Source organism: Ensifer sp. NM-2, from assembly GCF_003024455.1.
Taxonomy (GTDB): Bacteria; Pseudomonadota; Alphaproteobacteria; order Rhizobiales; family Rhizobiaceae; genus Ensifer; species Ensifer canadensis.
In genome coordinates, this window is sequence record NZ_PVZR01000020.1 from 116111 (window position 1) to 128178 (window position 12068).

Annotated in this window: 10 protein-coding genes and 1 pseudogene; 7 read left to right on the plus strand and 4 right to left on the minus strand. The window is 61.7% G+C overall.

The window, feature by feature from the left end; genetic code table 11:
- The first annotated feature begins 280 nt into the window (after positions 1-280).
- Positions 281-1162 (plus strand): pyridoxal kinase PdxY, encoded by an 882-nt coding sequence (pdxY, locus tag C6558_RS29920; RefSeq protein ID WP_025425279.1) that lies wholly within the window; start codon positions 281-283, stop codon positions 1160-1162.
- Positions 1163-1231: 69 nt separating this feature from the next.
- A complete protein-coding gene (locus tag C6558_RS29925; RefSeq protein ID WP_025425278.1) occupies positions 1232-1879 on the plus strand; it encodes a carbonic anhydrase in 648 nt (215 codons plus the stop codon).
- Positions 1880-2102: 223 nt separating this feature from the next.
- On the opposite strand, the gene C6558_RS29930 is transcribed toward C6558_RS29925, so the two are convergent.
- Entirely contained in the window at positions 2103-2924 is an 822-nt protein-coding gene (locus C6558_RS29930) for a lytic transglycosylase domain-containing protein (RefSeq protein WP_025425277.1), read from the minus strand.
- Between the two features lie 207 nt (positions 2925-3131).
- Positions 3132-4166 carry an aspartate-semialdehyde dehydrogenase gene (locus C6558_RS29935; protein WP_025425276.1) on the minus strand — a complete coding sequence of 345 codons (1035 nt, stop codon included), beginning with the start codon at positions 4164-4166 and terminating at the stop codon, positions 3132-3134.
- A 388-nt stretch (positions 4167-4554) separates the two neighbouring features.
- On the opposite strand from C6558_RS29935, the gene C6558_RS29940 reads away from it, so the two are divergent.
- From C6558_RS29940 to C6558_RS29960, 5 genes are all read left to right on the plus strand, one after another.
- Entirely contained in the window at positions 4555-6306 is a 1752-nt protein-coding gene (locus C6558_RS29940) for an alkaline phosphatase (protein WP_057217157.1), read from the plus strand.
- A 109-nt stretch (positions 6307-6415) separates the two neighbouring features.
- Positions 6416-6880 (plus strand): hypothetical protein, encoded by a 465-nt coding sequence (locus C6558_RS29945; protein ID WP_025425274.1) that lies wholly within the window; start codon positions 6416-6418, stop codon positions 6878-6880.
- Positions 6881-6883: 3 nt separating this feature from the next.
- Positions 6884-7573, plus strand: a complete 690-nt coding sequence (locus tag C6558_RS29950) for an ABC transporter ATP-binding protein (RefSeq protein WP_025425273.1) — start codon at positions 6884-6886, stop codon at positions 7571-7573.
- Positions 7570-8823: an ABC transporter permease gene (locus tag C6558_RS29955; RefSeq protein WP_025425272.1), complete on the plus strand. Its 1254-nt coding sequence runs from the start codon at positions 7570-7572 to the stop codon at positions 8821-8823. The genes C6558_RS29950 and C6558_RS29955 overlap by 4 nt, the downstream gene beginning before the upstream one ends.
- A 171-nt stretch (positions 8824-8994) precedes the next feature.
- Positions 8995-10884, plus strand: a complete 1890-nt coding sequence (locus C6558_RS29960) for an MFS transporter (protein WP_025425271.1) — start codon at positions 8995-8997, stop codon at positions 10882-10884.
- Positions 10885-10946: 62 nt separating this feature from the next.
- Here C6558_RS29960 and C6558_RS29965 read toward each other — a convergent pair whose 3' ends face one another.
- Positions 10947-11636: a phosphatase PAP2 family protein gene (locus tag C6558_RS29965; RefSeq protein ID WP_025425270.1), complete on the minus strand. Its 690-nt coding sequence runs from the start codon at positions 11634-11636 to the stop codon at positions 10947-10949.
- A 292-nt stretch (positions 11637-11928) separates the two neighbouring features.
- Positions 11929-12068: pseudogene (locus tag C6558_RS29970) on the minus strand (isocitrate/isopropylmalate family dehydrogenase); the annotation flags it as partial.

Consider the following 12068-nt stretch of genomic DNA (forward strand, 5'->3'; position numbering starts at 1 on the left):
AGTTTCTCCCATTCATGATAGGCTAGACCCTATCAGAACCTTGGCTAATGGCGACCGCTTTTTATGACGATTTCGGCAAAAACGAGCCGAGAATCGGAGAATCTCACGTGAAAACAGCTCAAATCCATTTAAATCGAAGGCAGATTGGCGAAAATTGCTCGAATTTCGATGAAAAAGCACGAAAACGCCAGCGGCTCGTGCGGAACCTGTCTGCCATAGCCTGTTGACATGGCGGTGACAGTCGGTGATCAGAGTTCAAATCGAAGGATTGGACTGGCCGATGCCCGAAATGCCCTCCTTGCCTGGTGCCGTCATCGTCATTTCTAGTCACGTGGTTCGCGGCACCGTCGGCAATCGGGCGGTTGTCTTTGCCTTGGAGACGCTTGGCCATCCCGTCTGGGCTCTGCCGACCGTCATTCTGCCCTGGCATCCCGGCCATGGCCATTCGACGCGCATCACGATACCGGACGCGGAATTCCAGTCGGTGATCGACGATCTGGCTCAGGCGCCCTGGGCCGGCGAGGTCCGGGCAGTCCTGTCAGGCTATCTCGGCTCGGCGAGCCAGGCAGAGGGCGTTGCCCGGCTGGTGACCGCCTTGCGCGCCCGCAATCCTGATCTCGTCTATGCCTGCGACCCGGTGATCGGTGATGCCGAAGGGCTCTACGTGCCCGAAGCGACGGCGATTACCATCCGCGACCGGCTGTTGCCGCTTGCAAGTCTCGCCACGCCCAACCGGTTCGAACTGGCCTGGCTTGCCGGCGCGACGCTCGAGACCAATGCGGCAATCCTTGACGCGGCGCTGGGGCTTGGTCCCTCGCGCATGCTGGTCACGTCGGCGATTCCGATGATGAAGGGCGGGACGGGAAATCTCTATCTCTCCGGCAACCATGCGCTGCTCGCCGAACACCGGCTGATCGAGAACCCGCCGAACGGCACGGGCGATCTGCTGGCGGCGGTGTTCCTGGCGCGGCTGCTGGAAGGCCTCTCCGAGGAGCGCGCGCTTCAGATGGCGACAGCCAGCGTGTTCGAAATTATCGCGCGCACGGTCAAGCGCGGCGCCGATGAACTGACGCTCGAACAGGATGCGTCCAGTCTCTCGACGCCGATGGCGATGGTGCAGATGCGGCGCTTGCTGCATCCGAGCCAGATGCGGCGGAAATAGAAGAAGCTGTTCACGGCACGCCGTCGGATGGCTTGGTGGATTGAACTCTCGACAGCAGCGGGGTAACCGATGGATATGCAGCGTTTTCCAGACCACCTTCTGAACGGCTATCATAACTTCATGAGTGGTCGCTTCAGCGAACAGCAGCAGCGTTACAAGACATTGGCGGATAGCGGGCAGAAGCCCAAGACCATGGTCATTGCCTGTTGTGACTCCCGGGCAGCGCCCGAGACGATCTTCGACAGCGGCCCGGGCGAGCTCTTCGTCGTGCGCAACGTCGCCAATCTCATGCCGCCCTACGAGCCGGACGGACACTACCACTCGACGTCGGCAGCTCTGGAATTTGCCGTCCAGTCTCTGCGTGTCAGCGACATCGTCGTCATGGGCCACGGACGCTGCGGCGGCATCAAGGCGGCGCTTGACCTGGACGCCGAGCCCCTGTCGCCGGGTGACTTCATCGGTCGCTGGATGCACCTCTTGAAACCGTCCGCCGAACAGATCCAGAGCAATGACGTGATGACCCAGGCCGAGCGGCAGCGCGCTCTGGAGCGGGTTTCCATCCGCAACTCGATCGCCAATCTTCGCACCTTCCCCTGCGTCCAGATTCTCGAATCGAAGGGCAAGCTCCAGCTTCACGGCGCCTGGTTCGACATTTCGACCGGCGAGCTCTGGGTGATGGATCCGAAGAGCGGCGACTTTGCCCGTCCAGGTATGTGATAGAAGCCAGAGAAAAAGCCCGGTCCTTTCGAACCGGGCTTCTTTTATTTCATAAGCTTTGATCTTTTGTTTTTGCGCTGTCGTTATCGCAAAACCGCTGCGCACCTTTGCGCAACATGCGTTAGAGCGTCTGCGGTTTAAGCGGAGTCGCAGAAACGCTCTATCTCCTTGTTTCTACGCATTTCCTGACGGAAAACCGCTTCGCACTTTTCCTGGAAATGCTCTAGTCGCCGTCAATTTCCGCGCCGATGATGGCGATCGCCTGCTGATAGACGCTGGCGGCGTTCCAGCCCTGGATCGCGCCGAAATTGGCCTGTCCCGGCTGATATCCGGCGCCCGGCTGCCAGCCGTGTCCACGCAGGAAGTTCGCGGTCGAAGCAAGCGCGTCAGCCTTCGAGCGGACCATGTCGATATGGCCGTTGCCGTCACCGTCGACGCCGTATTTCAGAACGTTTGCCGGAAGGAACTGGGTCTGTCCGATTTCGCCATGGGCAGCGCCGCGTGCAGCCGGGCTGAGATCGCCGCGCTGGACGAGCTGGAGCGCCGCATAGAGCTGGTTGGTGAAGTAGTCGGACCGGCGGCAGTCATAGGCGAGCGTCGAAACGGCTGAGAGCGTATGCTCCTTGCCCATGAAGCCGCCAAAGCCGGTTTCCATGCCCCAGATGGCGATCAGCGGGCCGGCCGGTACGCCGTAGCGCCGTTCGATGCTGTTGAAGAGCGCCGCATTCTGGGCCTTCATCTTCTTGCCGCGCGAGATGATCGTCTGACCGCCACGCTTCTGCATGAACTGGCTGAGCGAGAGCTTGAAGCTTTTCTGGCCGCGGTCGGCGCGGATCGTCGCCTTGTTGTAGGAAACGCCGGAGAGCGCCTTGTCGAGCGCCGCAGGGCTGATGCCGTTGCCGGAGGCTTCCTGCTTGAACTGCGTCATCCAGGCCGCGAAACCGCTGCCGTCGTTGCCGCACTGTGCCGCCGACGCGGTCGCCGGAAGGATCGCCGTTGAAATCAGGGCCGCAAGCCCAATCGCTACGCACTTTGCCGTGTGCATGAAATACCCCGTCATTGCCCAAATCTGGTTGCCGTTAGGAAGATGCCAGCCTTTGCCGGCTCTGTCACCCGCCCCTCATTGGCGGAAATTTCCTAACGGTTTCACGTGAATCCGATCAATTTTGCGCACGGATCCGTGAAACAGGAAACCCCGCAGGCCGATAACGGGCCAGGCGGGGTTCTTATTCGTGCTTTACCGTCTGTTTGTTCAGGCGGCCTGCTTCTTGGCGCGGATCAGACCGCGGTTGATGAGCAGCTCGGCGATCTGGATCGCGTTGAGTGCCGCACCCTTGCGCAGGTTATCGGAAACGACCCAGATGTTGAGGCCGTTTTCGACGGTTGCGTCTTCGCGGATGCGCGAGATGTAGGTCGCGTCTTCGCCGGCGCACTCGTAAGGCGTTACGTAGCCGCCGTTCTCGTGCTTGTCGACAACAAGGCAACCCGGTGCTTCGCGCAGGATATCGCGCGCCTCGTCAGCGGTGATCTCGTTTTCGAACTCGATGTTGACCGATTCCGAATGGCCGATGAAGACCGGGACGCGCACGGCCGTGCAGGTCACCTTGATCTTCGGGTCGAGCATCTTCTTGGTCTCGGCCAGAACCTTCCACTCTTCCTTGGTGTAGCCGTCTTCCATGAAGACGTCGATGTGCGGAATGACGTTGAAGGCGATGCGCTTGGTGAACTTCTTCGATTCGATCGGGTCGGCAACGAAGACCGCACGGGTCTGGTTGAAGAGTTCGTCCATGCCGTCCTTGCCGGCGCCGGAAACCGACTGGTAGGTCGAGACGACGACGCGCTTGATCTTGGCGTGGTCGTGCAGCGGCTTCAGCGCGACGACGAGCTGGGCGGTCGAGCAATTCGGATTGGCGATGATGTTCTTCTTGGTGAAGAGCGTGATCGCGTCCGGGTTCACTTCCGGCACGATCAGCGGCACTTCGGAGTCGTAACGCCAGGCCGAGGAATTGTCGATGACGACGCAACCCTGCTGGCCGATCTTCGGCGAATACTTCAGCGAAACCGCGCCGCCGGCCGACATCAGGCAGATATCGGTATCGGAGAAATCGTAGTTTTCGAGGTTCTTGACCTTGAGCGTCTTGTCGCCGAAGGAAACTTCCGTGCCCTGGGAACGGGCGGAAGCAAGGGCGACCACTTCATCGGCGGGAAAGCCGCGTTCCGAAAGGATGTTCAGCATCTCCCGGCCGACATTGCCGGTGGCGCCTGCGACTGCAATCTTGAAACCCATGATCTAAGCTCTCTTTTTTGTCTCTCCTCGTCGGGTGGAGGGGGAAACCGCGCGATCCGCCGCGAGGGTTCCTGTCCCCGGCCAAACCGGGGAGAGAGCGGAGGGCCAGAGACGTCAGACGGTTTTCGTCGTCGTTTTGGCCGTTGTTTTGAAGGAAGCTGGAAAACGCATATCCTGCCCGGCGATTTCTGCCAGGACGCTGCTGTCAGCGAAGTTGTGTTCGCGGCGAAGCATGGAATGCCTTCCTTTCCGAGGCTCGTAATAATTGTTTCTATCGGCGAGTCAAGCGTGCGATGCTTGGCGCCTGCAAACGTGATCGCAATGTCATGTCGCTGTCATCGCCGGGCGTTACGACCGCGCAATCCGACACCTCAAAGGGACGATTGCCATGCGTATGCTTCTTGCCACCCTCTTTGCCACGACGGTTCTGGCCCACGCCGCTCAGGCCGCAGACGTCTATCCCATTGATCGCGCGACAATTCTTGCCGGTTCCCCGTTCGATTTCAAGGTCGAGCTCAAGAGCGCCGTCAAGGCGGAAGACATCAAGGTGACCGTCAACGGCCAGGACTACAAGGCAGCGCTCGGTGCCGAAGCCGCCTATGTCGCGATGGAAAAGGGCAAGGAAGACAAGGAGCTCGGTTCGGCCCTGCTCCTGCGCAACGCTATAATTGGCGCACCGGGCAGCTACAAGGTCGAAGTGACGGCTGGCGGAGAGACGAAGACCGTGACCTGGCACGTCTATGCCACGGCGGAGCAGCCGAAGGTCAAGAACGTCATCTTCCTGCTTGGCGATGGCCTTTCGGTTGCGCACCGCACCGCCGCCCGCATCATGTCGAAGGGCATGACCGAGGGTAAGGCCAATGGCCGCCTCAACATGGACGACCTCGAGCGCATGGCCTTCATCGGCACGTCGGCGACCAATTCGATCGACACCGACAGCGCCAACACCATGTCGGCCTACATGACCGGCCACAAGACCGTGATCAACGCCGTGGGCGTCTATGGCGACCGCACGCCCGACAGCCTCGACGATCCACGGGTCGAGACCATTGCCGAAGCGCTGCGCCGCCAGACGCAGAAGTCGATCGGTCTCGTCACGACCTCGGAAATCGAGGACGCCACGCCGGCCGCCGTCGTCGCCCACACCCGCAACCGCAGCGACAAGGCCGAGATCGTCGGCATGATCTACGACGTCAAGCCGGAGGTCATCCTTGGCGGAGGCTCGGCCTATTTCCTCGGCAAGGAGACGCCCGGCTCCAAGCGCAAGGACAACCAGGACTACATCAAGCTTTTCCAGGAAGCCGGTTATGCGCTTGCGACCGACAAGAGCGAACTTGCCAATGCGCCCGCCGACGGCAAGCTTCTCGGTCTGTTCCACACCGGCAACATGGACGTGACGCTTGATCGCGAGTTCCTGAAGAAGGGCACGGTCGAAAAGTTCCCCGGCCAGCCAGGCCTTGTCGACATGATCAAGACCGCGCTCGACAGGCTGTCGAAGAACGAAAACGGCTTCTTCCTGATGGTCGAGGGCGCCTCGATCGACAAGATGAGCCATCCGCTCGACATGGAGCGCGCCGTCGTCGAGACCATCGAGTTCGACCAGGCGGTCGGCGTTGCCCGCGCGTTCGCGAAGAACAACCCGAATACGCTGGTTGTCGTGACCGGCGACCATACCCATGGCGTCTCACTGCTCGGCATCATCGACGACACCGTCGAGGGCAAGGAAGGCCGCGACAAGGTCAAAACAGGCGCTTCGGCGGGCTTCCCGAACTATACCGACGAGAACAAGGACGGCTTCCCCGACAAGATCGACGCGAGCCGTCGTCTGGCGATGTTCGTCTCAAACTTCCCCGACTACTACGAAACCTTCAGCCCCAAGCTGGACGGGCCGTTCGAGCCGGCGGTGAAGAACGAGAAGGACGAGTATGTCGCCAACGAAGCTTACAAGGACATGCCCGGCGCCGTGCTGCGCGTCGGCATCCTGCCGAAGGACGAAAGCACCGGCCAGCACACGGTCGACGACGTCGTGCTGCAGTCGGAAGGTCCGGGCAGCGAGGGCTTCAGAGGCTACATGGAGCAGAGCGACGTCTACCGCGTTCTCGTCGATGCGCTTGCCCTCGGCGTGAAGCAGACCAACTGATCGTTTGAAACCCGCCTCCTCCCTGAAACGGGGAGGAGGCTTCACGCTGACGTTCATTCCCGGCCACATCACGCCCATGCGCTGCCGGGGTACTCTTGGCGATAAGACGATGACCCTACCGACACCCATATCCTTGAGCCGTCGAGCTGTGCTCGGCCTGATTGCCGGCGCGGTTGTCGCGTTCGACGGGCATGCGGCCCTGGCCGACGCCAGTCTCACTTTCGATGAGCTCTACGGCAAGGTCAGTGTACTCGGCCTCGAATTCTCGACAAAGGTGAAGAGCCTTGCCGGTCAGGAAGTCCGCATGCGCGGCTTCATGGCGCCGCCGCTCAAGGCAGAGGCAGCGTTCTTCGTGCTGACGGAAGTTCCGATGGCGCTTTGCCCGTTTTGTTCGTCGGATTCCGATTGGCCGGACAATATCGTCGTCGTCTATCTCGGGGAGAAGCAGACCTTCGTGCCGCCCGGCCAGACGATCGAGGTTCGCGGGACACTGGAGGTCGGCTCCTGGACCGATCCGGAGACCGGATTCGTCAGCCTGCTGCGTCTGCGCTCGTCTCAATTTTACGCGGTCTAGGGCATGCTTGGTCTTCAACTCGCAGGCGTCGATGTCAGCTTTCCCGGACTTGCCGCACCCGCTCTTGCGATCGACAGCCTTGACGTCGCCGCCGGCAGCCGTGTGGCGCTCACAGGTGCGTCAGGATCCGGCAAAAGCACGCTGATCAGCATCCTGACCGGGCTCGAGCGGGTCGGACAGGGCCGCATCCTCTGGGGCGATGTCGATATCTGCGCGCTCTCCGAGGGCCGTCGTGACCGTTGGTGCGGCGCCAATATCGGTCTGGTCCTGCAGGACTTTCATCTTTTCCCCGGCCTCAGTGCTCTGGACAACGTTCTGCTGCCGACAAGGCTCTCCGGCGCGATGAGCCGTGATGTCGGCGCCCGTGCTGAACATCTGCTTCTGCGTGTCGGCCTCACCCGGCCGACCCAGATGATCGAAACCATGTCGCGCGGTGAAATGCAGCGGGTGGCGATCGCCCGCGCGCTTTTGCGCAAGCCGGGTGTGGTCATTGCCGACGAGCCGACCGCCAGCCTCGACAGCGACGCCGGCGAGACCGTCGGCGACCTGCTGCTCGAGCTTTCACGCGAAAGCGGCTGCACGCTGATCGTTGCGACGCACGATCTGGCGCTGACGCGGCGTATGGACCGTCGCATCCGGCTTGCCGCCGGGCGCATCGTCGAAGATGGCCTCATCGAGGAGCGCGCGGCATGATCGGTTTCATCCTTGCGGATCTGCGCCGCCTCTGGGCCGGTTCGCTCGTCGTCGTCCTCCTGGTTGCGTTGGCGACGGCGCTCGGCGTCGCCGTCACCTTGCAGGAACGGGCGCTTCGGCTCGGCAGTGCGCGTGCTGCCGACAAGTTCGACCTCGTGATCGGCGCCCCCGGCAGCGAGACCCAGCTCGTGCTTTCATCGATCTTCCTGCAACCCTCGCCGCTGCCGCTGATGGAAGGCACGGTTCTGCCGCGCCTTCTTGCCGATCCGCGCGTCGCCTCCGCAGCACCGGTCGGCTTCGGTGACAGCTTTGGCGGCTATGCCGTTGTCGGCACCTCCACCGGGTTGCTTGCGGAACTCGAACAGCTTGCCGAAGGCCGCGCCTTTGCCGCCCTTGGTGAAGCGGTTGCCGGCGCCGCCGTCGATTTGCCACTCGGTTATACGGTCAAGCCGACCCATGGACTTGCCGAACTCGGCGGCCACGCCCACACGGAACTCGCCTATCGCATTGTCGGGCGCCTCAAGCCCACGGGCACCGCCTGGGACCGTGCCATTTTGGTTCCGATGCAGGCGGTCTGGGCGCTGCATGGAATGGAAGCGGCGGAACACGATGATGCCGACGATCACGCGCATGACGAGGCCGCGTCCGGTGTCGAGGCGGATCACCCTCATATCGATGCGGACGCGGCGCTCGACGAGAATTGGAGCAAGGCCACGCCCGGCCTGCCCGCGATCCTCGTCAAACCGAAATCGATCGCCGACGCCTACAAGCTCCGGCAGGACTATCGCAGCAACTCGACACTGGCGGTTTTTCCCGGCGAGGTGCTGACGAACCTCTATGCGACACTTGGCGACGCCAAGCGGGTGCTCGTGGGAGTGACGACGGGCGCTCAGGTTCTGGTCGCAGCCGCGATCCTGCTCGTCACGATCCTGCATGTCGGCCAGCGCCGACGGCAGATCGGGGCGCTTCGTGCCTTCGGCGCGCCGCGCACGGCGGTGTTTGTCATCGTCTGGAGCGAACTGTTTGCGCTGATTGCCGCCGGTGTGCTTTCCGGTTTCGCGCTTGGCTTCGGTGCCGCAAAGTTCATAGCCGGATATCTTTCCGGTGAGAGCGGCGTTGCCATGCCTGTCATGTTCGCTGCCGGCGACGGATTTCTTGTCTCTGCCATTCTCGTCTTCGCCGCCATCCTCGCCGTCCTGCCGGCCATGATCGCCTACCGGCAATCGCCGGCGGCAGCCCTTCGCGCCTGAGGTCTCTGGCTTCTTAGACGAAAGTCATAAGCCGAAAGCATCCCTGCCTGCGGCCCTCCTTTTCTGACATCCTGTGATCAGGCGCACCACGTTCGGACGTTCAAGGGAGGAATTGTCCGAGCCAGCCAATGGGCGCTCCAATGGGCTGTTTTGGAGTGGAGGATAAACAAAATGGCAAATGTCGCGACAGCGGACGACACAAAAGCACGTCCGATGACCGGCGAGGAGAAGAAGGTCATCTTCGCCTCGTCGCTTGGTACCGTATTCGAATGGTACGATTTCTATCTCTACGGTTCGCTCGCCGTTTACATCGGCGCGACCTTCTTCAGCTCCTACCCGGAAACGACGCGAAACATCTTCGCGCTTCTGGCGTTTGCCGCGGGCTTCTTGGTTCGCCCGTTCGGCGCTCTGGTCTTCGGTCGCCTCGGCGACCTCGTCGGCCGCAAATACACCTTCCTCGTGACGATCCTGATCATGGGTCTGTCGACCTTCCTGGTCGGCATCCTGCCTGGCGCTGCCTCGATCGGCATCGCTGCGCCGATCCTGCTCATCGCTCTGCGCATGCTTCAGGGCCTGGCGCTCGGCGGTGAATATGGCGGCGCTGCAACCTACGTGGCCGAACACGCGCCGCACGGGCGTCGCGGTTACTTCACCTCGTGGATCCAGACCACGGCAACGCTCGGTCTGTTCTTGTCGCTGGTGGTGATCCTGCTCGTCCAGTACCTGGTGGGCAAAGAAGCGTTTGCAGCCTGGGGCTGGCGCGTTCCGTTCCTGGTCTCGGTCGTGCTTCTCGGCGTTTCCGTCTGGATCCGCCTGAAGATGAACGAGTCGCCGGCCTTCAAGAAGATGAAGGAAGAGGGCAAGGGTTCCAAGGCACCGTTGTCGGAAGCCTTCGGCCAGTGGAAGAACGCCAAGATCGCGCTTCTGGCACTGTTCGGCGCCGTCGTCGGCCAGGCCGTCGTCTGGTACTCCGGTCAGTTCTACGCGCTGTTCTTCCTGACGGGCGTGCTCAAGGTGGACGGCCAGTCGGCCAATATCATGGTCGCCGCCTCACTGCTGATCGGTACGGGCTTCTTCGTGCTCTTCGGCTGGCTCTCCGACAAGATCGGCCGCAAGCCGATCATCATGGCCGGCCTGCTGCTTGCCATGCTCACCTACTTCCCGCTGTTCAAGGCGCTGACCTGGGCCGGTAACCCGGCGCTCGCTCAGGCCCAGGCAACGGTACGGGCGACCGTGACCGCGGCACCGGGCGACTGCAAGTTCCAGTTCAACCCGACCGGTACCGCGAAGTTCACGACCTCGTGCGACATCGCAACCGCGTTCCTGACCAAGAACTCGGTTCCCTATGACGTGGTAACGACCGCTGCGGCGGGGACTGCCGCGACTGTGGAGGTCGGCGAAACGACGATCAACAGCTATGACGCGATCGCTGCAGGCGATGGTGCCAAGGCTGCCAACGCCGGCTTCGAAAAGCAGACCAACATGGCTCTCCATGATGCCGGCTACCCGCTGGTTCGTGGTGCGGCAAAGGTTCCGGAATCCAAGCTTGACGGCTTCGTCGCCGCCAATCCGGAACTGGCGCTTGATGCCGCTGCCGTTCGCGGCGGCGAAAAGACCATGGTTCCTGCCGACAAGCTCATTGCCGACAAGCTCCTGACCAAGGACGAAGTCGGCGCCGCCACCGAAATGGCTGTCTACACGATCGCCAAGGGCGGCAGCTACGCAATGGTGGCGGATCCTGCCAACGTCAACTGGACGATGATCATCGCCGTTCTGACCGTTCTCGTCATCTACGTGACGATGGTCTACGGCCCGATTGCCGCCCTGCTGGTCGAACTGTTCCCGACCCGCATCCGCTACACCGGCATGTCCCTGCCCTACCATATCGGCAACGGTTGGTTCGGTGGCTTGCTGCCGGCCACGGCCTTCGCGATGAGCGCGGCTCAGGGCGATATCTACTACGGTCTCTGGTACCCGATCGTCTTTGCGGGCATCACCCTGGTCATCGGCATGTTGTTCCTGCCGGAAACCAAGGATCGCGACATCCACGCGATGGACTAAAGACTTCCCCGAGAGGCATCACGGCTCTCCCGACTCCGGCGCGGCTTTCCGCGCCGGCTTTTTTATGGGCGGGAGCCTGTTCGCTTTGGGATAGGCCAACCGCCCTCGTCGGCGCGGAAAAGCCAGCCGCGTTTGGCGAAGAGAAACGCCACCATCATAGATGTCCATAGGCCAAGCAGCAGCCCGGCAGCAACGTCGCTCGGATAGTGGGCGCCGACGATGACGCGCGAGACCCCGATGACCAATGCCATCACGAAAAACAACGGCCGCAGCTTCGGCAGAAGCATGGCAAAGGCGCCGAAAAAAGCACCCGCCGCCGTCGAATGACCGGATGGAAAGCTTTCGAACAGGGTGTCGCCGGTAAACGGCGTCAGGCTGTAGGCACCGAGATCCACCAGAAGCTCGGGCCTTGCCCGCCCGATCAGGAACTTCAGCACATGCACGAGCACACTGGCAGTGCCGATCGTCAGCAAGAAATAGGCAGCAAGGTTGCGGACAGTTCGGGCTTTGCGCTGAAACGGCGCCTGGCCAACGGCACGCTGCAGGATGAAGGCGACGGCAAGCACCAGACCCGAGACATAAATCATCCAGCCGAAGGTGCCGAAGTCGGTAATCAGGCGATTGAAGGCGACGATGCCCTCGGGCAGTTCCTGCGCCCGCGTCGACAGAAACGGATCGAGCGGAATGAAGGCGAGTACGAGGATCAGTGTCGTCACCAGGATCCATCCGGTTGATGCGAGCGGTCGGTTCATGTCGGCCTTTCCAAACGGTCTGCATGCGAGAATGCGGTCCCTCGCCGCCCCTCATTGCTCGCAGCATCTGCCTGCATGTGTCGGTTCGGCCGTCGAATTCAAGACTGTCGAATGCAAAACACCTCCGGATCGCTCCGGAGGTGTTCTGACAACTTGCGGGGCGCTGCCCGATCGGGCGCGCCTCTTGCTTGAACGTTTCCGCTTCAGACGATGCCGCGGAAACGTTCAAGCTTTTTGTTTTACGCATTTCCTGGCGGAAAACCGCTTCGCACTTTTCCTGGAAATGCTCGTATCAGGCAGACAGCGCCTTGAACTCGGAGAGGATGGCTTCGCCCATTTCGACGGTTCCGACCTGGCGTGCGCCTTCGGCCATGATGTCGCCGGTGCGGATGCCCTTGTCGAGCACGGTGGCGATCGCCTTTTCCAGGTTGT